At 67.6% G+C, this 24,431-nt stretch carries 16 protein-coding genes; 11 read left to right on the top strand and 5 right to left on the bottom strand.

Annotation, left to right across the window (positions count from 1 at the left end; genetic code table 11):
• Positions 1-95 precede the first annotated feature (95 nt).
• The 3 genes from RYM47_RS06895 to RYM47_RS06885 all read left to right on the top strand — a co-directional run bounded on the left by RYM47_RS06895 (position 96) and on the right by RYM47_RS06885 (position 5,139).
• Complete coding sequence (locus RYM47_RS06895) at positions 96-2,945, top strand: autotransporter outer membrane beta-barrel domain-containing protein (RefSeq protein ID WP_315386795.1); 2,850 nt, start codon at positions 96-98, stop codon at positions 2,943-2,945.
• A gap of 48 nt (positions 2,946-2,993) precedes the next feature.
• Positions 2,994-3,713 carry a helix-turn-helix domain-containing protein gene (locus tag RYM47_RS06890; protein ID WP_315386794.1) on the top strand — a complete coding sequence of 240 codons (720 nt, stop codon included), beginning with the start codon at positions 2,994-2,996 and terminating at the stop codon, positions 3,711-3,713.
• A gap of 97 nt (positions 3,714-3,810) precedes the next feature.
• On the top strand, positions 3,811-5,139 hold the full coding sequence (locus RYM47_RS06885) for an MFS transporter (RefSeq protein WP_315386793.1): 1,329 nt from the start codon (positions 3,811-3,813) through the stop codon (positions 5,137-5,139).
• A 46-nt stretch (positions 5,140-5,185) separates the two neighbouring features.
• Here the strand turns inward: RYM47_RS06885 and RYM47_RS06880 are convergent, their stop codons facing one another.
• Together RYM47_RS06880 and RYM47_RS06875 are read right to left on the bottom strand one after the other, a co-directional pair.
• Positions 5,186-6,355 (bottom strand): mandelate racemase/muconate lactonizing enzyme family protein, encoded by a 1,170-nt coding sequence (locus RYM47_RS06880; RefSeq protein WP_315386792.1) that lies wholly within the window; start codon positions 6,353-6,355, stop codon positions 5,186-5,188.
• Complete coding sequence (locus tag RYM47_RS06875; protein WP_315386791.1) at positions 6,352-7,284, bottom strand: dihydrodipicolinate synthase family protein; 933 nt, start codon at positions 7,282-7,284, stop codon at positions 6,352-6,354. The genes RYM47_RS06880 and RYM47_RS06875 overlap by 4 nt, the downstream gene beginning before the upstream one ends.
• A 243-nt stretch (positions 7,285-7,527) precedes the next feature.
• Between RYM47_RS06875 and RYM47_RS06870 the strand changes: the two genes are divergently transcribed.
• Genes RYM47_RS06870 through RYM47_RS06855 form a run of 4 tightly spaced genes read left to right on the top strand, consistent with a single transcriptional unit; the run spans position 7,528 to position 13,334 of the window.
• Positions 7,528-10,203 (top strand): TonB-dependent receptor, encoded by a 2,676-nt coding sequence (locus RYM47_RS06870; protein WP_315386790.1) that lies wholly within the window; start codon positions 7,528-7,530, stop codon positions 10,201-10,203.
• 31 nt (positions 10,204-10,234) lie between these two features.
• Positions 10,235-10,972, top strand: coding sequence for an SDR family NAD(P)-dependent oxidoreductase (locus RYM47_RS06865; protein WP_315386789.1), 738 nt, complete (start codon positions 10,235-10,237; stop codon positions 10,970-10,972).
• Positions 10,969-11,889: a 2-dehydro-3-deoxygalactonokinase gene (locus RYM47_RS06860; RefSeq protein ID WP_315386788.1), complete on the top strand. Its 921-nt coding sequence runs from the start codon at positions 10,969-10,971 to the stop codon at positions 11,887-11,889. Before RYM47_RS06865 ends, RYM47_RS06860 begins: the two co-directional genes overlap by 4 nt.
• Positions 11,886-13,334 (top strand): 2-dehydro-3-deoxy-6-phosphogalactonate aldolase, encoded by a 1,449-nt coding sequence (locus RYM47_RS06855; RefSeq protein WP_315386787.1) that lies wholly within the window; start codon positions 11,886-11,888, stop codon positions 13,332-13,334. The genes RYM47_RS06860 and RYM47_RS06855 overlap by 4 nt, the downstream gene beginning before the upstream one ends.
• A 235-nt stretch (positions 13,335-13,569) precedes the next feature.
• Here RYM47_RS06855 and RYM47_RS06850 read toward each other — a convergent pair whose 3' ends face one another.
• Together RYM47_RS06850 and RYM47_RS06845 are read right to left on the bottom strand one after the other, a co-directional pair.
• The gene (locus RYM47_RS06850) at positions 13,570-14,790 is read right to left on the bottom strand and encodes a multifunctional CCA addition/repair protein (protein WP_315386786.1); all 1,221 of its coding nucleotides are present in this window, start codon (positions 14,788-14,790) and stop codon (positions 13,570-13,572) included.
• 22 nt (positions 14,791-14,812) lie between these two features.
• Positions 14,813-16,792 carry a transglycosylase SLT domain-containing protein gene (locus tag RYM47_RS06845; RefSeq protein WP_315386785.1) on the bottom strand — a complete coding sequence of 660 codons (1,980 nt, stop codon included), beginning with the start codon at positions 16,790-16,792 and terminating at the stop codon, positions 14,813-14,815.
• 176 nt (positions 16,793-16,968) lie between these two features.
• On the opposite strand from RYM47_RS06845, the gene RYM47_RS06840 reads away from it, so the two are divergent.
• Both RYM47_RS06840 and RYM47_RS06835 read left to right on the top strand, forming a co-directional pair.
• Entirely contained in the window at positions 16,969-17,376 is a 408-nt protein-coding gene (locus tag RYM47_RS06840) for a biopolymer transporter ExbD (RefSeq protein WP_315386784.1), read from the top strand.
• 250 nt (positions 17,377-17,626) lie between these two features.
• Complete coding sequence (locus tag RYM47_RS06835; RefSeq protein WP_315386783.1) at positions 17,627-20,497, top strand: TonB-dependent receptor; 2,871 nt, start codon at positions 17,627-17,629, stop codon at positions 20,495-20,497.
• Between the two features lie 108 nt (positions 20,498-20,605).
• Here the strand turns inward: RYM47_RS06835 and fhuE are convergent, their stop codons facing one another.
• The gene (fhuE, locus tag RYM47_RS06830; RefSeq protein ID WP_315386782.1) at positions 20,606-22,756 is read right to left on the bottom strand and encodes a ferric-rhodotorulic acid/ferric-coprogen receptor FhuE; all 2,151 of its coding nucleotides are present in this window, start codon (positions 22,754-22,756) and stop codon (positions 20,606-20,608) included.
• Positions 22,757-23,039: 283 nt separating this feature from the next.
• On the opposite strand from fhuE, the gene RYM47_RS06825 reads away from it, so the two are divergent.
• Both RYM47_RS06825 and RYM47_RS06820 read left to right on the top strand, forming a co-directional pair.
• Positions 23,040-23,519 (top strand): VOC family protein, encoded by a 480-nt coding sequence (locus tag RYM47_RS06825; RefSeq protein ID WP_315386781.1) that lies wholly within the window; start codon positions 23,040-23,042, stop codon positions 23,517-23,519.
• 21 nt (positions 23,520-23,540) lie between these two features.
• Complete coding sequence (locus RYM47_RS06820) at positions 23,541-24,419, top strand: EamA family transporter (RefSeq protein WP_315386780.1); 879 nt, start codon at positions 23,541-23,543, stop codon at positions 24,417-24,419.
• Positions 24,420-24,431: the final 12 nt, after the last annotated feature.

Here is a 24,431-nt window from a genome sequence, read left to right as displayed (position 1 = left end):
CACGGCGGTGGACAGACAGTAGCGTCAGCCGGCCCTGCGAGGGGAACCATAGGTCCGTTGCAGTACCCCATTTCACTCGTTGAAAGGAAGGGTGTATGCAACCCCATGCCTCCGCGCCGGCCCGCAATGGGCTGGCCTCTGCTGTTTCGTGCTGCCTGCGTGTCGGCAGACGTGGCGCATTGAGCGTCGTGCTGTTGGGCGCTACCGCGCCGGCATGGGCAGCGTGTGACAACGCCGCGCCCACCGCAGGCCAGACCGTGACCTGTACACCGGCCGCGCCCAACCCGCAGACCACACCCATCGCCAGCGTGGCCGGCTCGGCGGGTGTCACTGTCAACGTGCAGACCAATGCGGAACTGGTGGTGCCCACCGGCGCGGCAATCGCACTGGATGGGGGTGGCGGCCACCGCATCGACAACCGCGGCACGATCACCGGCACCGCCGGCGCAGCCATTCTCAGCAACACCGCCACCACGGTCATCAACCGCGGCGTGATCAGTGGCGGCACGACCGGCATCATCTTCGGGCTGGGCGCGGACCGGCTCGAGATGCTGGGTGGCAGCATCACCGGTGGCGTGCTGCAGGGCGCGGGCACCGACAGCGTGGTGATCAGCGACGGTACCCTCGACCACATCGACCAGGGCGAGGGCGAGGACAGCCTGGAGATCAGCGCCGGCACGGTGACCGGCACCATTGATCAAAGCCGCGATCCCGATACCTTCGTGATGACCGGCGGCACGATCGGTGCGCTGTTGCAGGGCGATGGCTTCGACAGGTTCCGCATGACCGCCGGCCACATCATCGGCGGTTTCGACGACGGCGACTCGGCCGAGATGACCGGCGGCCGCATCGGCCGGGTCAACATGAAGCTGGACGACAACATCTTCCTGATGTCAGGCGGCAGCATCGACGCCAACCTGGTCACCGGCCTGGGCAAGGACCGTGTCGAACTCTCCGGCGGCGATATCGGCGGCAACATCAGCGTCAGCGGCGGCGACGACATCGTCAAGGTCAGCGGCGGCTCGGTGGGCGGCAGCATCCTGCTCAGCGTCGGCAATGATCGTTTTGAATGGACCGGGGGCGGCGTGCTGCGCGGACCGGTGGACTTCGGCGAGGGCAACGACACCGCCACCCTGACCAACCTCACCCCGACCCAGATGAGTGCGCTGCCGCTGTTCGACGCCGGGCCGGGGACCGACAAACTGGACATGCTCAACGTCAAGACCGGCGGCGTGGCGCGCTTCGCCAACTGGGAACAGGTCAACGCGACGCGTGGCACCGAGCTGACGATGGACGGCACCCTGGCGCTGGGCGACAGCGCCAGCGGCACCGGCGCGCTGGTGATCGACAGCGCCAGCGCGCTGCTGGCCGGTGGTGGCGGCGGTCGCGTAGCGGCGTTCACCGCCGGCCAGCTCGCCAATGTGAGCAATGCCGGCCGCATCGACCTGGGCAACGGCAGCAGCGCGCCGGGTGACACCTTCACCATTGCCGGCAACTACGTCGGCAATGGCGGCACGTTGGCATTGCAGACGGTGCTGGGCAGCGACGCCTCGGCGTCGGACCGGCTGGTGATCGCCGGCGGGAGTGCCACCGGCAACACCGTCATGCGCGTCACCAATGTCGGCGGCGGCGGTGCCAGCACCGTGGCCGACGGCATCATGGTGGTGCAGGCCACCAACGGTGGCAGTACCGCCGCAGGCGCGTTCGCGCTGGCCGGCAGTCTGTCGGCCGGTGCCTATGAGTACTTTCTCTTCAAGGGGGGTGTGAGTGCAGGCACCAGCAACAACTGGTATCTGCGCTCCACCATTGTTCCCGGCCCCGTACCGGCGCCCGTGGTAGTGGTCCCCGACCCGCCGCCGCCGCCACCGCCGGTGGCCGGCGTACCACCGGAGCCGCCGCCGCCGCCGGTGCCCGTGCCGGTACCCAGCCCGATGCTGGTGCCGCCGACCCCGCAGGCGCGCCCGCCGCAGATGGCGGTGGTGCCCATCTACCGGGTCGAAACGCCGGCGTACGCGGTGATGCCGCCGCTGCTGCGCGAAGCGAGCATGGCCAGCCTGGGCACCTTCCACGAGCGCCAGGGCGAACAGCGGCTGCTGCGTGGCGAGGGCATCTTCCGCTCGGTGTGGGGCCGCCTGATCGGGCAGAGCCACGAGCAGAGCTGGGCCGGCGACGCGCAGCCCGGCTTCGATGGCGACTTCCTCGGCGTGCAGGCCGGCGGCGACCTGTACGCGAACGCTGGCGATCTGCGCCACCAGGTCGGACTCTTCGTTGGCCAGACCCGTGCCAAGGGCAATGTCACCGGCTTCGCACTGGGCTGGGAAAACGTCGCGGTCGGTCGCACGCGGCTGGACGACAAGCACCTGGGTCTGTACTACACGCTGGTTGGCAGCGAAAACGGCTATCTCGATGCCGTTCTGATGCGCAGCCGTTATGACGGCGACAGCGTCTCCAGCCGCGGCATCGGTGTGGATATCGAAGGCGACGGCACCACCGCCTCGCTGGAAGTGGGCAAGCCGCTGCTGCAGTTTGGCGGTTCGGCATGGTGGCTGGAACCGCAGGCCCAGGTCATCTGGCAGAAGACCAGGGTCGACGACACCCGCGATGCGCTGTCGGTGCTGCGCGTAGACAACGACGATGCCTGGACCGCCCGCATCGGGTTGCGCCTGGCCGGGGATTACATGCTCCGGGACAACGGCTGGCAGCCCTACGTCAAGGTCAACTACTGGCGCGCCTTCAGTGGCGAAGATCGGATCGACATTGGCGGCGACCCGCTGGTGAGCGAACAGGGCTATCGCGCGCTGGAAGTCGGGGTGGGCGTGGTCGCGCGCTACAACGCCAACATCAGCGCCTTCGCCGTGGCCGATTACACCCGCGACCTGGACAGCCACCGGTTGAAGGAGCGGCGGGTGATCGAAGGCAACATCGGGCTGCGCGTGGACTTCTGACGGCCCCACTGGCGGGGCTGGGTGTTGCTATTGGTGTACGCTTTCCGGATGCGAACCAAGCCCAATGCCCAGCCCAACCAGAGCCTGATCGACGGTATCGCCACCCTGCAGGCGCTGGCGTCCTCGCCCGAACCGGTCGGCTGCCGGGAGCTGGCCCGGCAACTGGATGCCAATCCCACCCGGGTCAACCGCCTGCTCAAGACCCTGGCCTACCTGGGCATCGCGCGGCAGACCGCCGACCGCAAATACACCGCCGGGCCGGGCATGCATGTACTGGCGGCGCAGAGCCTGTTCGCCTCGGGATTGATCCGGCGCGCACTGCCGGTGCTCGAGCACCTCCGCCGGTTCGGCCACACCGTGGCGCTGGGCGTGCTGTGGAACGACAGTGTCAGCTACCTGTTCCATGCGCCGCCGGGCATCGAGGCGGCGCGCGGGCTGGGCCGCATCGGTCTGCTGCCGGCCACCACCAGCGGGATCGGCATCGTGCTGCTGGCACAGTTGTCCGACGAGGAAGTACGCGAGCTGTATGCAGACCGGCCGATCCCGATGTTCCCGGACGGCATCGACCAGCTGCTTGCGACCCTCGCCCAGACCCGTGCGCAGGGCCATGCCCGCGTGCACGTGGCCGACGAACGCGACCACCACATCGTGGCCATCGCGATGGGCGATCCGGTGCATGCCGGCATCGCCATGTCCGGCTGGATCCCCGAATCGGCCACGGCCGAGCTGGTCGCCGCCCTGCGTGCCGCAGCCGCCGAGATCGGCTGAGGTGTTTGCCGCAGTGCGGTTTGACATGTTGCTACAATAGCAATACGTTGCAGCCTTCCGAAGGGGAGGCATCGGCGATGTCCAAGCGTGCGGCGGCGTGAGCAGGTCGGGGAACACCAAGTGGGTGCTGTTGTCCCTGTTGTTCGTATCCACGGTGATCAATTACCTGGACCGGCAGGCGCTGTCGATCCTGGCCACCACGATCCAGGCCGACCTGGGCATGACCGACCTGGAATACGCGCGCGTGGTGCAGGTATTCCTGTTCGCGTATGCAGCTGCGTACGTGATGGCGGGCAGGGTTACCGACTGGCTCGGCGCACGGGTGGCGCTGCTGCTGTTCGTCGGCTGGTGGTCGCTGGCCAATATCGCCACCGGGTTCGTACGCAGCGCGGTGGAGCTGGGTGCGGCGCGCTTCGCGCTCGGCCTGGGTGAGCCAGGCAATTACACGGTGGGCACCAAGGTGGTGTCCGAGCAGTTCCCGGCAAAGCAGCGCGGCCTTGCCCTGGGGCTGTACACCGCAGGGGCGATGATCGGCGCGACCCTGGCGCCGCCGCTGATCGGCGGCATCGCGCTGCACTATGGCTGGCGCAGCGCGTTCTGGATCACCGGCGTGGCCGGGTTGCTGTGGATGATTGCGTGGTGGTGGTTCTACCCGCGCACTGAGCGGCAGCGCGCTGTTGCGCCTGCGCCGGCCACTACGGCAGCGACCACGGCGGAGGCGGTCGCCACGCCTGCGATTGAGATGCCGGTGGCTGCAGTGCCGGCCACCTCGATGAAAGGTGTGTGGGGTCGACTGGCACGCGATCGCACCGTATGGGCGCTGGTCGCCTCGCGCGCGGTGGCTGACCCGGTCTGGTACTTCTACCTGTTCTGGTTTCCCAAATACCTGGGCGATGCACGCGGCATGAGCCTGGCCGCGATCGCCTCGCTGGCGTGGATCGTCTACGTCGCGGCGGACATTGGCAGCGTCGGTGGCGGGATGATCTCCGGCCGGCTGGTCAAGCGCGGCATGAATCCGGTGCGGGCGCGACTGACCACCATGTTCGGCGCTGCGTGCCTGGCGCCCGTGGGCATGCTGGTGGCCTTCCATCCGCCGATCCCGCTGCTGCTCGGCCTGGCCTGCCTGGTCACCTTCGCGCACCTGACCTACCAGATCAATCTCACCGCGATGACGGTGGACCTGTTCCCGTCGCGCTACATCGCCTCGGTGGCCGGGCTGGTCGGTTGCGGCAGTGCGCTCGGCGGCATGGTCTCCGCACAGGTGGTGGGCCACCTGGTGGCCGACGGTAATTTCGACCGCGCCTTCGTGCTGATGGCGTTCCTGCATCCCATCGCGGTGGTGCTGGCGTGGACCGCGCTGAAGATGGCGCGCCGTTCGAGGATGACGTTGATCGGTCCGGAAGCAGAAGCCGTCGCGGCAGGTTGATCGCGGGCGGGAACACGGGCCGGGCATTGCCTGGCCCTTCGTCTGCTCAGGCCACGAACTCGGCGTGGTCCCAGAACTTCTCATTCGGCTCCGCGCCGAGACCGTGCCCACTCGGCAACGTGTATCCCTCGCGCGCATATGCCATGTCGGTGTCGAGCATCTCCACCGAGCGCGAGAAGATCGAGTGCTGCCACTCGTGCCGCCACAGGTCGTCGATCACTGCTGAGGCATGCAGGCTCGCCGCCATGAAGATGCCGCCGCCGATGGTGGCGTGCGGCGCCACCGGCACCCCGTGCTGGGCAGCCAGGCGCGCGATGCGCAGGAACTGGGTGATGCCGGTGTGGCCCATTTCCGGCTGCACATAGGCCAGCGTGCCACCGACCAGGCGCAGCTGGGCGATGTAATCGGTCGCCCACTCTTCGCCCGCCGCCACCGGAATCGGGCTGTCCCCGCCGAGTGCGATCAGCCCCGCAACGTCTTCGGGCTTCAGCGGCGCTTCGATGAAGGTCAATCGTGCCGGCAGCAGCTGCGTTGCCAGCGCCAGTGCCTGCGCGTGATCGAACTTCCAGTGCAGGTCCACCATCAGCTGCACGTGATCGTCCAGTGCGTTGCGCAGCGCCAGCATCTCCTCGACGATGCCGTCGTGGCTCACTACTGCGTGCACCTTGAACGCGTCATGGCCCTGCGCGGCGAAGGTACGCGCCATCGCCACCTTTTCGTCCACCGTCGATGCCGGGAGACCGGACACGTATCCGGGGATCGTCTCGCGCCGGCGCTCGCCAAGCAGTGCCCATAGCGGCTTCCTGGCAGCACGCGCGCGCAGGTCCCACAACGCGATGTCCAGCGCGGCGAGGGCGTCGGTATGGAAGCCACTGCCGCAGCCGCGCACCCGCATCAGTCCATACAGGTCGTCCCATATCTGTTCGACGTCCCCAGGCTCACGCCCGAGCAGTTCCGGGGCGAGCAGGTCGTTGATGATTTCGCAGGTCGCGCGCGGCGCGCAGATGCCATACGTTTCGCCCCAGCCCACCGCCCCATCGGCGGTGGTCACGCGCACCAGCACCGAACGGTCCACGGTGGGGTAGAGCGTGCCGTTGCCACGGCGTACCAGATAGCCGCGCGCATTGACCCGTTCGCCCGCGCCCAGCGGCCCCAGGTACGGCGTGCTGCGCGGCACGGTAAGGATGAAGGTTTCAACCTGGGTGACCTGGCTCACGCGGGGGTTCTCCGGACCTGCCCGGGGACGGCGTCCAACGGCAGCAGGTCGCTGATGCGATCCAGCAGGATATCCAGTTCGCGTGCGTCGAAGCGGTCCAGTGCCGGACCCGGCGCGCGCACATGATCGCTGCCGATCAGCCCGCGGCGAAGCAGGATCGCCTTGGTCAGGCGCCAGCGGAACACCGCCTGCATGCTCAGCAGCGGCAGGGTGCGTTCGAACAGGGTGCGCGCGCGTGCGTAGTCGCCCGCCGCCCACGCCGCCAGCATCGCCACGTGCACCTCGGTGATCTCGCAGGCCGGCATGGTGCCGACCGCGCCGCGTGCCAGCTCGTCCAGTACATATCGCGCACCTGCGCCACCAAAGACTGCACGTACGCTGTTGCCGGCGCGTTCGGACAGCGCGGTGATGCGATGCCCGGAGGGCATGGTTTCTTCCTTCACGTACTCGATCGCCGGTACCTGCGCGGTCAGTGCCACCACCGCGTCCACGCCCAGCCCGACCCCCATCGGCGCCGGCGCGTTCTGCAGCATCACCGCCACGCCCGACTCACTGGCCAGTCGACTGAAGAAGCTGGCCATGCCCTCGGCGTCGCCGGCCAGCGCATGCGGGGTCAGCACCATCGCGGCGCTGGCGCCGGCGTCGCCGCCGGCACGGGCCAGCTGCACCGCATCTTCCAGGGTGCGCGCGCTGGCGCCGACGATGAAGGGCACGCGGCCGCGGTTCCAGCGCCCGATGCAGGCGGTGAGGTGCAGGCGCTCCTCCAGGGCGAGCATGTCGTACTCGCTGGCAAGGCCCGGGAACACCACCCCGGCCGCACCCGCGGCCAGGATGTACTCGAACACCGCTTCGGTCCCGGCGTCGTCGATGCCGCCCTGGGCGTCGAAGATGGTGGGAAGGATCGGGAAGACACCTTGCAGAACGGCCATTGCGCCGGGTCCTTGTTGGATTGCGTGTGCCATGGATAGCAACACTATGAAAGGGAAGTGGCCGCAGACGCCACAGGGAGTGATTGATTCTTCGCTGCATTGCAGCGTGCGCGGCCAAATCATATTGCTATATTAGCTACACGCTGCCAAGTCGCAGCGCAGCAGCAACGACGAAAAAGCTGGATCCAGCGGACAGGTCGGGGGACCTGGCGCTGGATCCCTACCTTGGGAGAGGGCCGATCCATGCTTCGTTTTCGACGTTCCACCCTGTACACCGCCCTGGGCACCTGCCTGCTTGCGCCGATGTTGGCCGCCGCACAGGACCCGGCGTCGCCGCCCGCCACCTCCGCTGCCGGGGAGCAGCAGGCGCAGACCCTGGACGCGGTCAGCGTCGTAGGCATCCGCGGCAGCCTGGAAGCCTCGCGCGACCTCAAGCGCGACTCGGCGCAGATCGTCGACGCGATCGTGGCCGATGACATCGGCAAGCTGCCCGACACCAACGTGGCCGAGTCGCTGGGCCGCGTGGCCGGCGTGCAGCTCGAGCGCGGCATGGGCGAAGGCAGCGACATCCTGGTGCGCGGCCTGCGCGAGAACGTGCTGCTGTACAACGGCCGCCAGATCGTCGACGCCACCGGGCGCGGCGGCAACGGCCTGGACCAGCTGGCCACCTCCACCTACGGCCTGCTGTCGCTGGTACCGTCCGAGCTGATCTCGCGGCTCGAAGTCACCAAGCTGGCCGGCGCCGACCAGCTGTCCGGCGGTCTGGGCGGCATCGTCGACATCCACACCCGGCAGCCGCTGTCCGGCGACAGCGACCAGAACGTGGTGAGCCTGGCCGGCACCTACGACGAAATGTCCGATTCGTGGGGGAACAACGCTTTCGGCCTGCTCTCGCGGCGCAACGAGGACCGTACCTTCGGCGCGCTGCTCTCGGCCACCTACGGCCGCCGCAACGTGGTACAGCAGGGCCTGGATACCTTCTCCGGCTATGCGCGCTTCACCGACCCGGTCGACCGCACCACCACGCGCTTCGGCAGCACCGACATGCGCGCGCAGAACATCGACGACGACCGCACCAAGGTCGGGGTCAGCGCGGTGCTGCAGTGGCGTCCGACCGATGGCGTCGAACTGTCCTGGGATACGTTCTATTCGCGGCAGGAGGCGGAGCGCGACCGTTACTGGATCGCCTTCAATCCCTCCGCGGGCCTGAGCAACGCGGTCTACTCGGACCACGACATCCTGCTGGCCGGGCGCTCCACCGGCACCGTGCTGCTCAACACCGAAGTGGCCGACATCGACTCGGACGTGCTGTCCAGCGCGCTGCGCGCCAGCTTCCGGGTCGGCGAACGCCTGGACGGTTCGGCTGAACTGGACTGGGGCCGCTCGACCTCCACGTACAACCAGCGCTACATGCGCCTGGCGCCGATGGCGGGGCTGACCTCGGTCACCGACTTCGACCTGCGCAGCGGCAGCTTCGGCAGCTTCAACGTGAGCGGGGTCAACGTGGTCGACCCGTCGCAGTGGCGCATGACGATCATGTTCGACAACGACTGGCGCGCGCAGACCGACTCGCGTGCGCTGCGCACCGACTGGAGCCTGGCCTTCGGCGACGGCGCGCTGCGTTCGCTGGACTTCGGCGCGCGCTTCAGCCGCCTGGAAAGCCTGCAGGACCCGCGCCGCGCCGACATCCGTCCGGCCGGTGGCATCCCGGTCTCGCAGATGGGCCCGTACATCCGGGTGTACAGCAACAACGACTTCCTGCCGGGCGAATTCGCCGGGCTGCCGCGCGACTACCTGGGGGCGTTCCGCAGCACCTTCGGCGGTTGCGACAGCTTCACCACGTTGCCGCAGATCTCGCAGAACGCACAGTGCCTGGACCCGGCCAGCACGGCGCTGGCCTATTCGGCCACCTTCAGCGTCGACGAGGATTTCCTGGAGGCGTATGCCAAGCTCAACTGGGACACCGAAGTCTCCGGCATGGCACTGGGCGGCAACGTCGGCGTGCGCTTTGTCGGGCGCGACATGACCTCGCGCGGCAACCTGATCAGCGGCACCGGCGCGTTGACCCCGTCCAGCTTCGAGCGCGACGACCGCGAGGTGCTGCCCTCCGCGGTGGCCAAGCTGCAGATCAGCGACAGCCTGGTGCTGCGCGGTGGTGCCGCCAAGGTGGTGGCCTTCCCCAATACCGAAGACCTCAACAACGGCGTGACCCTCAACAACAATGCGGTGTTCGACGCCAACGGCGTGCAGACCTCGCCGGGGACCGGCAGTGGCGGCGCGCCCGACCTGGACCCGTTCAAGGCGACCCAGTACGACCTGTCGCTGGAGTGGTACTACGGCGGCCAGGGCCTGCTCTCGGCCGGCCTGTTCTACAAGGACATCTCCACCTTCATCGTGCAGCGGCAGAGCGCCGAAACCTACAGCAACGTCAACTACCTGGTGCTGCGCAAGATCAACGGCGACCAGGCCAAGGTGAAGGGCGTGGAGCTGCTCGCGCAGGTCCCCTTCAGCGGCATGTTGGACGGCTTCGGCGTGGTCGCGACGTACACCTGGATCGACTCGGAGACCCCGATCACCGACATCAACGGCAACGCGATGACCTTCCCGGGCCTGTCGAAGAACAACGCCAACCTGATCGGGTACTACGAGAACGGCCCGTTCGGCATCCGGCTGGCCTACAACTGGCGCGATGAATACCTGGTCGGGCTGTCGGCCGCGTCCACCGGCATCTACAACGACACCTACAAGGACCTGTCGGCGTCGATGAGCTACGATTTCAGTGAGCGCCTGTCGCTGAAGCTGGAAGGCAACAACCTGCTCGACAGCGAACAGCGCACCTTCGATGGCTATGCCGAAGGCCTGCGCACCAACGTGGTGTTCGGCCGGTCCTACAAGGCCAGCCTGACCTACCGGTTCTGAGCATGGCTTCTCTGGAAAGGAAGGGCAGGGCATGAGCGAGGCGGGAATGCAGGGGCAGGTGGTACTGGTCACCGGTGCGGCCAGTGGCATCGGCGCGGCGGTGGTGGCTCGGCTGCGCGCCGACGGTGCCAGGGTGGCCGCGCTGGATCTGGGCGCGGCACAGGGTGCCGACGCCAGCGCGGTGGCCGATCTGCGTTCGGCGGAGGCGGTGACCGCCGCCATCGCCGAACTGCGCAGTGCGGTTGGCCCGTTCGACGCACTGGTGCACTGCGCCGGGATCTGCCCACCGGGAAGCACGCTCGACAGCGACGATGCGCAGTGGCTCGACGTCTATTCGGTGAACGTGCTCGGCGCGCTGCGGGTGATCCGCGAGGTGGTGCCGGACATGCGCGGGCGTGGCGGAAGCATCGTGCTGGTGTCGTCGATCAACGCGCGCTTTGCTACCCCCGGGCTGGCTGCCTATGCAGCATCGAAGGCGGCGCTTGAGGAAATGGCGCGCACCGCCGCGTTGGAGTTGGCTGCCGACAACATCCGGGTCAACACGATTGCGCCGGCGTCGCTCGACACGCCGATGCTGCAGGCCTCGTTCGCGCGTGCGGCCGACCCGGCTGCCGCGCGCCGCAGCAATGAACAGCGGCATCCGCTGGGCCGGCTCGGCACGCCGCAGGACGCCGCCGAGCTGGCGCTGTTCCTGGCCTCGCCGCGCAGCGGCTGGATCACCGGCTCGGTGTTCGCGCTGGATGGTGGTGCGGGAGTGACCCGGCGATGAGCGCAGCGCACGACAGCTACATCATCGGTATCAACTGGGGCAGCACCAACTTCCGCGCCTACCGGATCGGCGCCGACGGCGCGGTTACCGCCACCCTCGAACAGCCGCGCGGCATCGCCGGACTGGAGCGCGCGCAGATGCAGGCGCTGCTGGAAGAGGTGGTGGCCGCGTGGCCGCATGCCACGCGCATCTACGCCAGCGGCATGATCGGGTCCAATATCGGCTGGAGCGATGCGGGTTACGTGGACTGCCCGGCCTCGCCGGATGCGATCGCCGGCCAGCTGCACGAGGTGCGGATCGGCGCGCACGCCGTGGCGATCGTGCCGGGGCTGGCCTGTCGGCGCAGCGACGGCGCGCCGGACATCATGCGCGGTGAGGAGACCGAGCTGCTGGGCATGGTTGCCAGTGGTGCGATCCCGGCCACCGGGCTGGTGGCGCTGCCTGGCACGCACAGCAAGTGGGTGCGCCTGGAGCAGGGCGTGGTGGTGGACTTCATGACCGCGATGTCGGGCGAAATCTTCGATCGGCTCACGGCCGCAGGCCTGCTTGCATCGGTGGTGGACGGTCCGGCGCACGATGGCGAAGCGTTCGTGGAAGGCGTGCAGGCAGCGCAGCGCGGGGTCGGTTTGGGCACGCTGCTGTTCGGCGCGCGTGCGCGGGTGATCCGGGGCCAGCTGGCCCGGCAGGAAGGCGCGTCGTATCTGCGCGGGCTGCTGATCGGCGCCGAGCTGACCGACGTGCAGCGGTATTGGGGTAGGGCATTGGAAGCCGTTCCGCTGGTAGGCGCTGCGCCGGTGTGTGCGCTATATGCGCGCGCGCTGCAGGAGCTGGGGGGCTCCGGCGTTGCCATCGCCTCGCAGCAGGCCTCCACGCGCGGATTCCTCGCGCTGCACCGTGCTGCAGGGGCGCTGGCATGAGTGCGCACGCTGTGGCATTCGACCACGCACTGGAAGAAACCGGTCTTATCGCGATCCTGCGCGGCTTGACCAGCGCCGAGGCAGTAGACGTGGTGGAAGCGCTGTACGACGCGGGCGTGCGGCTGGCGGAAGTGCCGCTCAACTCGCCCGACCCGTTCACCACCATTGCAGCATTGGCCAGGCATTTCCACGGGCGCATGTTGATCGGTGCCGGTACGGTAGTGACCGTTGCAGCCGTCGAGCGCCTGGCCGCGACCGGCTGCGCGTTCTGCGTGGCACCCAACAGCGACCCGGCGGTGATTGCCGCGGCGCTGTCGCATGGCATGGTGCCGTTGCCCGGCTTCGCCACCGCTACGGAAGCCTTTGCGGCGCTCGCCGCCGGGGCACGACACCTCAAGGCCTTCCCCGCGCATGGCGCACGGCCCCGTCTGTCGGCGCTGTCGGCGGTGCTGCCGAAAGGCACCACGCTGATCGCGGTGGGTGGAGTAGGCCCGACGGACATCGGGGCGTATCGCGAGGCCGGCGTGCAGGCGTTCGGCGTGGGTACCGATCTGTACCGGCCCGGTCGCGGGGCCGACGAGGTGGGCCGCCGCGCTCGTGCGTGGATGCAGGCTCTGCAGGCGCCCCCGGCACCGGTGGCCACGCTGGCACATGCGGCGCAGACCACGGTCGGCGAGTCGCCAGTGGTCGGTGCGGATGGCGCCGTGTACTGGGTCGACCCGACCGTCCCGTGCCTGCTGCGCTGGGACGATGCGCAGTGCACGCGCGTGCCTCTGGGCGAGCCGGTGTGGTCGCTGGGCCGCGATGGAGCCGCGCTGGTGGGTAACGGTGAAACGCATTTCCTGCGGCTGTCGCTGGACGGCAGGATCGAGGCGGGCCCGGAGGTCGAGGTCGGTGCTGGCTGCCGGCTCAACGACCTGGTCGTGGACAGCCGCGGCGGCCTGTGGGGAGGGACGATGCACCGCGGACTGCTGACCGGTCGCGGTGCGCTGTTCCATGCAGCGAACGTCGACGCACCCGCCAAGCGCGTGGCCGACGGCCTCGGCGTGGCCAACGGCATGGCGTTCTCCGCCGATGAGCGAACCCTGTTCGTGATCGACACGCTGGCACGCACGTTGCTGGCCTATCCGGCCGACATCCAGGCGGGCACGCTGGACGAACCGCGCGTGGTCACCGACTTTCTTGGCGTACCCGGCAAACCCGATGGCATGGCGATGTCCGCCGACGGTCACCTGTGGGTAGCGATGTGGGGTGGCCACGCGGTAGTGGAGCTGGCGCCGAACGGCGCGGTCCTGCGCTCGATTCCGGTGCCGGCCGCACACGTCGGCAGCCTCGCGTTCGCGCCGGACGGGCGGTTGTTCATCACCACCGCCCGCGCGCGCCTGTCCGACGCCGACCTGGCCCGTTCACCGGGCGCAGGTGGCTTGTTCGTAGTGCGCCCGTAGCCGAGGGATCTGGAAATCAACGACTGTCTGGGAGGTGCGCTGGTAGGGTCGCATCCCAATCGACCGCCGTGGAACTTGCTGCGTTCGGTGGGGCATGACCTCCGGCGCAGGCACGCGCTTCCTTCGGCGCAGGTCATGCGTTACCGGATGTGGAAACGCTGAGGGCGGTTGTTTGGGAACCAACCCTACCGGTGCCACGCAAACGTTGAGACCCTGCACCGATGGAATCGGGTGCTCAGCGCGCTGAGGCGATCGCCTTGATCCGTGCCCGGGCCAGGGCCTCGCCGATGGCGGGGCCTTTCAGATGCGTCACGTCCAGGTCGCGCGCCTGCACCGACAACGCAGCCTGGTGCAGGCGCTTCAACGTCTCGCCCTGCGGGTAGGGACGGTCTTCGAATCCCAGCCGGCCACGGGCGTCGGCTTCGCAGCACAAAGCGATGCGCGCAATGCGCTCGGGGCGGCGGAAGCCGTCGAAGCGGCCGAGCAGCTCCAGCACAGTCGCGTCGCGCAGTTCGTCGATGCGGTGCACATTGAGGTGGTCCCGGCACACCGCTTCGGCCAGCTGGCGGTGATCCAGCGGCACTTTCAACCGCTCGCAGAGCGCCCGCAGCGGGGCTAGTCCGCGCTGTTCGTGCATCACGTGGCGCGGCCACTCTTCCTGCGGCGTCAGCGCCTTGCCGAGGTCGTGGGTGAGCGCGGCGAAGCCGACCTGGTCATCGCCCGGGGCCAGCAGCGCGGCCCGGTCGCTGACCATTTCCTGGTGCACGCCGGTGTCCACTTCCGGGTGGTATTCAGCCCGCTGCGGCACGCCATACAGCGCCTCCAGTTCCGGCAGCACCGCGCCGAGTGCACCCGCGTCGTGCAGGGTGCGCAGGAATGCCGACGGCTGGGCCGAGCCGAGTACGCGGCGCAGTTCCTGCCACACGCGTTCGGGCACCAGCGCATCCAGTTCGCCGCTCTCGGCGATCTGCCGCATCAGCTGCAGCGTCTCCGGCGCAACGGTGAAGCCGAGCGGGGCGAAACGCGCCATGAAGCGGGCCGCACGCAGCACGCGCAGCGGATCTTCAACGAAAGCCGGGCCGACATGCCGGAGCACGCGCTGTTCGATATCGCGCACGCCGCCGTAGGGGTCGACCAGCGTGCCAGTGGCCTCATCGCAGGCAATCGCGTTGATGGTGAAGTCGCGGCGCTGCAGGTCCTCTTCCAGCGTCACCGACGGGTCGGCGTCGACCACGAAGCCGCGGTAGCCGCGACCGGACTTGCGCTCCGTGCGCGCAAGCGCGTACTCCTCACCGCTGTCGGGGTGCAGGAACACGGGGAAATCCTTGCCGACCGCCTTGTAGCCCTGCGCTTCCATCTCCGCCTGGGTGGCACCGACCACCACCCAGTCGCGGTCGCCGGGCGGGCGCTGCAGCAGGCGGTCGCGCACGGCGCCGCCAACGAGATAGATCTTCATGGCCGCAATGATGCCACGCCGGTCATTCGCCGGTTTTGTCTGCATCGGCCGGGCAGGTGAGGGCTTTGCGCTTGGCCTGCAGCCGCCCGTTCATGCGGTCGGTCACCGGCAGCGCGTCGCCGTTCAAGCGCCAGTCGTAGATCACGCTGAAAGCCAGGATCCGCGCCACGTACTCGCGGGTTTCCTTGTAGCTGATGGTCTCGATCCAGATGTCCGGGTCGAAGCCCGGGCGCTGCGCCTGCCAGCGTGCGGTCGGGGTCGGACCCGCGTTGTATGCGGCGATGGTGACGTAGGGCAGGCCCTCGTACTTGTTCATCAGCTGGCGCAGGTACGCAGTGCCCAGCGCGATGTTGGTGTCCGGGTCGTACAGGCTGGCGGCGCCGCCGTAGCCGGACAGCCCGATGTTCTTGGCGACGCTGGCCCCGGTCGCCGGCAGCACCTGCATCAGGCCCATCGCATTGGCCGGCGAACGCGCCTTCGGATTGAAGATGCTTTCGGCGCGGATTTCCGCGGCTACCCAGGCCGGGTCGATCGCGTTGCGCGCCGACTCGCGGCGGATCGCATCGTCGTGGTGCAGCGGGAAGCGCAGGCTGTACAGGCGCTGCTCCTCCGGGGTCTTGCCCAGCGAGAACACCGCGCGGTCGAACCAGCCGTTGTCGCGCGCCACTTCCACCGCGATGCGGCGCTGGGTGGTGTCGAAGCGGGTCAGCGCATCGTTCCACTCGGCCACCGCCCAGCCGGAACGTTCGATCTTGAACAGCTCCATCGCGCGCACGATGGCCGGGTCGCGGGCGACCGCAGGCTGCGCCTGCGCGCTGTCGTTCGGCTCCAGCGGGCACAGCGTGTACGTGTTCTGGCCCAGCTGGTCGGCGGCCAGGAAGCCGTGGAAGGTGGCCGAGCGGGCGGCTTCGCGGAACAGCGGCAATGCCTCGTTGCGCTTGCCGGTCTTGTCCAGCATGCGCGCCTCGAAATAGCGCCAGCGCGAGTCGCTGCGCTGCTTCGGGCCCATCTTGCGGATCGCGGCCAGCGTGGCCGGCCAGTCGCCCCGCGACATCGCCTCGCGCGCGCGCCACTCGTGCAGGCGCTCGTCGTAGGCCGAGTCGGGAACCGCGTTGAGCCGGCGCGCCGAATCCGGCCCGTACGAGGCCACCGTCCACAGCGCGATCTGGTACTTCACCTCGGCCTGCTGGGCGGCGCTGAGCTGCAGGGCATCGGCATACTGTGGCAGCTGCCGCTCGGTGGCATCCGGGTCAGCCTTGGCCAGCTTGGCCAGGCCGTCGGTGGCGATGCGTCGGCTGCGCTCGTTGCGCGGCCAGTTCAGCGCGCTGGCGTTGGGCGTGTCCACGAACGCGGCATAGGTGTTGGCCAGGGCCAGGTCGGCGGCGGGCAGGCCGCGCGCGGCGCTGCGCATCACCGCCGGCTGCTGCGCGTCGGCGGCCGCATCGATCCGCGCCCAGCGCAGCTCCGCACTCAGCCCACCCTTCGCATCCAGTACCGCGAACACGGGATCGCAGGCATCGGGCAGCGACTTGCCGGTGCTGCGCCAGATGGCCTGGGCGTCGCTGACCCACTGCGCATCGGCCTTGCCGGTGGCCTGGCGCGCGTTGAGCTGCGCGCAGCGCAGGCCGACGTTGTCGGTCGGCGCCCAGTTGGCGAGCAGGGTCGGCCAGTCCTCGCGGCGGGCCACGGCTGGCAGCCACACACTGCGGAAACTGCTGGCCACGGCCTGGCCGTTGTAGCGCTTCAGGAAGTCCTGCGCCTGCGCGGTGGTCACCGTGTCGATGTTGCGGCGCAGGTTGGCGTACTCCAGCCACGGGTACAGCGGGTGCTTGACCAGCGCGGCGGCCTGGGCCGGATCGAACTGGCCGCGCTCGGCGTTGTCGATGGCCGTCTTCATCTGCGCGCGCTGCGCGTCCAGGTTCTGGGCACCGGCAACGGCGCTCAGCCCGAGACAGGCGAGCAGAGTGGCTGAGCTGACGATATGCAGGGGGAATCGGTTCATGCCGAAAGGATAGCGGGCGCCAGTGAACGTCGGTGAGGGCAAGCCCACTCAAAGATGAACGACACCGATCACCCGCCTGAATGGGTGCAACCAACCGGCGTCCTGTCGGAGTCGCAACAGCCCGGTAGCGCCGGCCGTTGGCCGGCCCACGCATTGTCACCGACAAGGAGCACAGCATGGCCTTCACCGCAGCAGGCAAATCCGGCCCCTTGGCCGAAATCAACGTCACCCCGCTCGTCGACGTAATGCTGGTGTTGTTGATCATATTCATCGTGACCGCCCCGATGGTCTCGATGCCCATTCCGGTCAACCTCCCTCAACCGACCACGATCGCGCCGCCGACCGCGCCGCCACCGCCGATCGAACTGCGCGTGGACGCCAGCAACCAAGTCAGCTGGAACGGCCAGGTGGTCGCGGTGTCCTCCCTGCAGCAGCGCATGCAGGACGCCGCCCAGGCCAACACCGGTAACCTGCCGGAGCTGCGCATCGCCACCGACCCGAACGCCGAATACGACGTGATGGCGAAGGTGCTGGCAGCCGCCAACAACGCGCACATGGAAAAGATCGCGTTCGTGCGGCCATAAGACACCCATCCGGGCCGGTGTCATCCCGGCCCGGTAGAGCCACGCCCTGCGTGGCTGCGATACCAAACGAAGAGGTTGAACCGCCCAGCCACGCAGGGCGTGGCTCTACAGACGCCTTCCAAACATTTGTTTGAAAGTGAAGATTTCATCACACCTTCACCTTTACAGAATGTTTACAAAGGAGACGCTGCCGCGCTTCAAGGGGGAGGCGGGGCGGTCCCAGCTAGCCATTCCTTTGGAGAGAGAGCGAATGAACACCTTGCATTACCGCCCATTGGCGGCTGCCGTAGCGCTGTGCCTGCTGTCCGTCCCCACCCTTGCCACCGCGCAGGATGCTCCCCGCACCACCACCGACCTGGACCGGGTGGAAGTCACCGGTACCCGCATCAAGCGCGCCGAGGTCGAAGGCCAGGTGCCGATCCAGACCCTGACCCGCAGCGAGATCGAACGCACCGGTCTGAACTCCATCGGCGAAGTCCTGCAGCAGCTCACCGGCTCCGGTTCGGCGCTCAACGCCAAGTTCAATTCGTCCGGCAACTTCGGCTTCCCGCCTGACGGCAGTGGCGTCGGCGCCGGTTCGGCCCAGGTCGACCTGCGTCACCTCGGCGCCAAGCGCGTACTGGTGCTGGTCGACGGCATCCGCTGGGTCAACGAATCCTCCGCCTCCGGCGTGGGCGCGGCCACCGACCTCAACACCATTCCGCTGGCGATCGTCGAGCGCATCGAAGTGCTCGAAGACGGCGCGTCCTCGCTGTACGGCTCGGATGCCATCGCCGGCGTGGTCAACATCATCACCCGCCGTGAGTTCGATGGCGGCCAGGTCACCCTGAACTACGGTGAGTACACCAAGGGCGACGGCACCCAGAAGGGCGTCGACCTGGCCTGGGGCACCAGCGGCGACCGTTACACCCTGTTCCTGGGTGCGAGCTGGACCAAGCAGGACGACGTCAAGGCCAGCACCCGCGAACAGTCGCGCTACCCGATCCCGGGCACCGGGCTGTCGTTCGGCAGCTCGGCCACGCCGACCGGGCGCTTCATGTTCACCGACCCGAACACCGGCATTGCCTACAACATCACGCCGAACAACGGCGCGACCAATCCGACCTTCAACGGCGTGGGCGGCTGCGACCGCACCGACGATTACCACTGTTTCACCACGGCGGACCGCTTCAACTTCGCCGAGTACAACCTGCTGCTGACCCCGTCCGAGCGCAAGGGCATCTTCGGTCAGTTCCGCTTCGACATCACCGACAACGTGCAGTGGTACATCAAGGCGCTGGCCAACCGCCGCGAGTCCACCAACCAGGCCGGTCCGGAACCGCTGTTCTTCGGGCCTGACGGCGCTACCGGCAATCCGCTGGCCGACAACATCGTCATTTCCGCGCTCAACCCGTACAACCCGTTCGGCTTCGACCTGGACTCGGGCAGCAACCTGAGCATGATCGGGCGCCGCCCGGTGGAAGGCGGGCCGCGCATCTTCGAGCAGGAAGTGAACACCACGTACTTCGCCACCGGTTTGACTGGCCTGTTCCAGGCGGCCGACCGCAGCTGGTCGTGGGACGTCAACGGCATGTACAGCAAGAACAAGGCCGAGCAGACCAACTTCGGCAGCTACAACATCTACAACGCGAACATCGCGCTGGGCGATCCTGCCGTCTGTGCGGCCACGCCCGGGTGCGTGCCGCTGAACATCTTCGGTGGCCCCGGCACCATCACCCGCCCGATGCTGGACTGGATCCAGCCGGTGGTGCGCGACCGCAGCCAGAACGAACTGAGCCTGTTCACCGCCAACCTGAGCAGCGACCTGTTCACCCTGCCGGCCGGCCCGGTATCGTTCGCCACGGGTTACGAGTACCGCAAGTACGAAGGCGAATACCAGCCGGACCCGATCACGGTGCGCGGGCATTACAACGGCGTGCCGTCGCTGCCCACTTCCGGGTCGTACGACGTCAACGAAGCCTACCTGGAACTGGCGGTGCCGATCTTCGCCAACAGTGCGCTGGGTGACCGCCTCGACCTGAGCCTGGCCGGCCGCTATTCGGACTATTCCACCTTTGGTGGCGAGTTCACGCCGAAGTACGGCCTGCGCTGGCAGGTGACCAACGACTTCGTGCTGCGTACGAGCTATGCCGAAGGCTTCCGTGCACCGTCCATCGGTGAGCTGTACGGGTCCGCCGCGCGTGCAGACCTGCAGCTGTTCGACCCGTGCTCGGTCGGCCTGGGCGGCACCCCGCCACGCGGGAGTGCGGCCAACTGCGCGGCGCTGGGCGTGCCGGTCGGCTTCCAGCAGGCCAACTCGCAGATCTCGGTCACCACCGGCGGCAACGACCAGCTCGACCCGGAAACCTCGCGCAGCTTCAGCGCTGGCTTCGTGTGGAGCCCGTGGTTCGGCAACAACGCGTCCTGGTCGGAGCGCTTCGACGTGGAAGTGACCTTCTACCGCCACAACATCGAAGGCGCGATCCAGGCGATCAACGCGCAGACCCAGCTCGACCTGTGCGTGGACACGCTGGACCCGCTGTACTGCGGCGGCATCACCCGCGCGTCCACCGGTGCGGTCAGCGGCTTCAACAACCGCCTGACCAACCTGGGTTCGATCAAGACCGACGGCTGGGACGTGGACCTGTTCTGGACCCTGCCGCAGAGCGAGATCGGCCAGTTCAAGCTCGGTTGGCAGAACACTTTCGTCGGCCGTTATGAGGCCGTGGGTGCGGCGGGCCAGCGCCAGCCGCAGGAACCGGGCGTGGAAGTCACCGACAGCTCCATTCCGGAATGGACCAGCAACGCCTCGCTGAGCTGGACCCTGGGCAACTGGAACGCGTCGTGGACGGTGCGGCACATTTCCAAGCTCACCGAAGAGTGCGGCGATGCGGCGGCATTCCCGGTGTGCAGCGACCAGGCTGCCGGTACCAATGAGCTTGCCGCCACCACGTACAACGATTTCCAGGTGGGCTACAAGTTCGACTGGATGAAGGGCCTGCAGCTCAGCGCCGGCTTGAACAACGCGTTCGACAAGGATCCGCCGATCTGCCTGTCGTGCTCGTTGAACGGGTATGACGCGTCGACGTATGACATCCCGCGGGGCCGTTACTGGTACGTGCGCGCGGATCTGCGGTTCTAAGGCTGAAAAGCACAGGGGCGCCGATGGCGCCCCTGTTTTGCCGGGCAGGGCCCGGCACTACCGTTGGCTTACGCCTGACGTAGAGCCGGGCTCTGCCCGGCTCACGCTTCAGAACGACCAGGTGAAGCTGATCGATCCGTTGCGACCGTCGCCGAACGCACCGTAGCCGTTGATCTGCGACAGGTACTTCTTGTCCAGCAGGTTGTTGAGGTTGGCCTGCACGCTGAACTGCGGGGCCAGGCGGTAGCGCACGAATGCGCTCACCAGGGCGTAGCCCTCCTGCTCGAAACGGCCGAGCCCCGGGATCGGATAATAGATGCGGTTCTGCCAGTTGACGCCGCCGCCCACGGTGAGCTCCTGCAGCGTTTGCGGCGTGTAGCTGGTGAACAGCTTGATCGACGTCTGCGGCAGGTTGGTATTGATGTCCGCACCGTCGATATCCTTCGCCACGTAGCGCGATGCACCGAAAGTAGCATTCCAGCCCTGGGTCAGCTCACCGTTGACTTCAAGCTCGAAACCCCGGCTGACCGTGCCCCGTGCGGCGATATAGGCGAACTCGTTCTCACTGCCTTCCACAAGCTCGGTGGTGGCTTGGCCAACGTTGTCCTGTTCAATTCGGAACACGGCCGCCGATGCATTCAAGCGGTTGTCGAACCAAGCGGCCTTCACGCCGACTTCGTAGCTCTTGCCGTCCACCGGATCCAGGTAGCTTCCATCTCGCTGCTTGAGCGTCTGCGGCTGGAAGATCTCGGTATAGGCGGCATAGGTCGACCACGTGTCATTGATGTCGAACACCAGGCCTGCATACGGGGTGGTGACCTTGTGGCCAAACCTGCTGACGACAGTGCCTTCGGTCCCGTCGAGCTCCCAGTCACTGTAGCGTGCACCCAGGATCAGCTTCAGCGGGTCAGCCAACGACAGGCGGGTGGCTGCATAGCCTGCCTTCTGCGTGATGGTGCCTTCGCTGGCAAGCGTCAGTGCGTTCCAGTTGGGTTCCGGAAAATCCCCGGTCCAGGCGAGATAGTTATCCAAGGGTGCCCAACCACTTTGGAAATCACCGTAGTTGGCGTACTCGCGCTTGTTGTAGCTCACGCCGGCCATGACTTCATGCTGGCGACCGAACAGCTGGAATGGACCTTCCACGTAGCCGTCCAAAGCGTTGACCTCGCGCTGGGTCTCGTACAGCCCGGCCATGGGCGTGATGCCGGAGCCGTCGTTTTTGTCGAACGCCGCGTAGAACGGGTAGAACAGCTTGTCATCTGCATTGGTTTTGTCGTGCGTCGCGCCAAGACGCACTTTCCAGTCATTGGCGAAACCGTGCTCCAGCGTGGCAAACAGGCGCTTGCTGGTGGTGTCCCAATAGGTCCAGCCGGGATTGGCGGCGAACGATTCGTCGAACGGGGTGCGCGTCCCGTCCGAGAAGAACATCGGGAAGCCGCCCCAGGTGGCGCCGTTGGCACGCTTCTGCTGGTAGTCGTAGCCCACGCTGAGCTGGGTGTCCGGGGTCAGGTCGGCGTCGATCACCGCATAGCCCAGCGTCTTGTGCTGGTCGTACCGGTCCATCTGCGATTCGGTGTCCAGGTAACTGCCGATCACGCGTGCGCGCACCGATCCGCTGGCGTTGAGCGGGGTGGTCACGTCCACGGTGCTGCGGGTGCGGCCCCAGCTGCCCACGTTGACCGAGACGCTGCCGGTGAGCTCGGCACTGTCGGCATGCTTGCGGATCAGGTTGACCGAGGCCGACGGGTTGCCCGCGCCGGTGAGCAGGCCGGTGGCGCCACGCACTACTTCCACGCGGTCATACAGGGCCAGGTCCAGGCCGGAATCGCCGTAGCTCCAGTTCTGCACCATCTGGGTGGGCAGGTTGTCGTACTGGTAGCTGTCGATATAGAAACCGCGCGAGTAGAACTCGGTACGCTCGGTGTCGGACTGGGTGCTGCTCACGCCGGTGGTGTTGGCCAGCACGTCGATGATGTCGTCGAGGTTCTGGTCCTCGATGCGCTGGTGGCTGATGATGCTGATCGACTGCGGGATCTCGCGCGGGGCCAGGTCGAAGCGGGTACCGGCCGAGGTGCGGCGCACCGAATAGCCTTCAGCGCGCTCGCCCTTGACCACGATCTTGTCCAGCGTGGTGGCGTCGGCAGTGGCGTCCTGGGCGAAGGCGGGGGCGGCGGCCAGGGTGGCCAGCGCGATCAGCAGCGCCTGCGGCAGGCGGCCTTGCGGCAAGGTGCGGGACAGCACAGCGGAAGTACGGGTCATCAGCGGTTCCTGAGGCAACGGCGCGCACCAGGCGGCGATCCTCGGATGCCGGGCGCTGCGAAAAGTGGGGGCAGTCAGCGTCTGGCGGGTGCGATGCAACGGCACGGGCGGTGGCAACTGATTGCCGAGGCGCCTCCCTGGCGCAAACGGCATTCAGTAATGGTAATGCGAATCAGTCCCATCCGCAATGTCTACCGGGCGTAGAGGCTGGCCTACCGGGGGTTAACACGGTGCGTCCTACCTTGGCGGCACCCGGGTTCGGCCCGATTCCAGGAATGCCCCGATGATCGCCAAGAACACCCTGTGCCTCTGGTATGACGGCACCGCCGAGGAAGCGGCCGCCTTCTACGCTGCTACCTTCCCCGACAGCGCGGTCACCGCCGTGCACCGTGCGCCGTCGGATTTCCCCTCGGGGAAGAAGGGCGACGTGCTGACCGTGGAGTTCACCGTGGTCGGCATTCCCTGCATCGGCTTGAACGGCGGTCCTGCGTTCAAGCACAGCGAAGCGTTCTCGTTCCAGATCGCCACCGACGACCAGGCCGAGACCGACCGTCTGTGGAACGCCATCGTCGGCAACGGCGGGCAGGAGAGCGACTGCGGCTGGTGCAAGGACAAGTGGGGGCTGTCCTGGCAGATCACCCCGCGCGTGCTGACTGAAGCGTTCAACAGCAGCGACCCGGCGGTGGCCAAGCGTGCCTTCGAAGCGATGATGACGATGAAGAAGATCGATGTGGCAACGATCGAGGCGGCGGTAAAAGGCTGACGACGCGCGTATGCTCGCGCGATGTCCATCTCGCGCTTCTCCACCCTGCTTCCCGTCCTGGCCGTGCTCGGCTCGGTCACATCCCTCGCCGTGGGGACCTCGTTTGCCAAGCAGCTGTTCCCGCTGATCGGCGCGCAGGGCACCAGCGCGTTGCGCGTAGGGTTCTCCGCGCTGGTGCTGCTGGCGGTGTTCCGGCCGTGGCGCCGGGCCACCTCGCGTGCGGATGCCGGCGCGATCCTGCGCTACGGCATCACCCTGGGGGTGATGAACCTGCTGTTCTACATGGCGCTGCGGACCATTCCATTCGGCATTGCCGTAGCCATCGAATTCTGCGGCCCGCTGGCGGTGGCGATGTGGTCCTCACGCCGACCCATCGACTTCGTCTGGGTCGGATGCGCCGCGGCTGGCTTGTTGCTGCTGTTGCCGCTGGGCCACGGCGAGCCATTGGACCTGGTCGGCGTGCTGTACGCGCTGGGCGCGGCGGTGTGCTGGGCGCTGTACATCATCTTCGGCAAGCGCGCCGGCCACCTGCCGGCCGGGCACACCGTTTCGCTGGGACTGTGCGCCGCCGCGCTGGTAGTAGTGCCGGTGGGCGTGGCGCATGCGGGCATGGCGCTGCTGGACCCGAAGATCCTGCTGTTCGGGCTGGGCGTGGCGATCGTGTCCAGCTCCATTCCGATGTGGCTGGAAATGGCCGCATTGAAGCGGCTGCCCAAGGAGACCTTCGGCATTCTGATCAGCATGGAGCCGGCGGTGGCTGCGTTGCTGGCGATGGGGCTGCTGGCCGAGCACCTGACCCCGCTGCAATGGGCAGCAATCGGGTGCACGGTGGTGGCTTCCATCGGCAGCACGGTCACCGCGAAAAGATCGCCCGCGCCCGTTCCAGGCGCTCCCGCTTAGCGCCGGGCTCTG

Source organism: uncultured Stenotrophomonas sp. (genome assembly GCF_963519125.1).
Classification (GTDB): Bacteria; Pseudomonadota; Gammaproteobacteria; order Xanthomonadales; family Xanthomonadaceae; genus Stenotrophomonas.
Note: the sequence above shows the minus strand (reverse complement) of the source record. Positions and strands in the feature narration are given on the sequence as shown.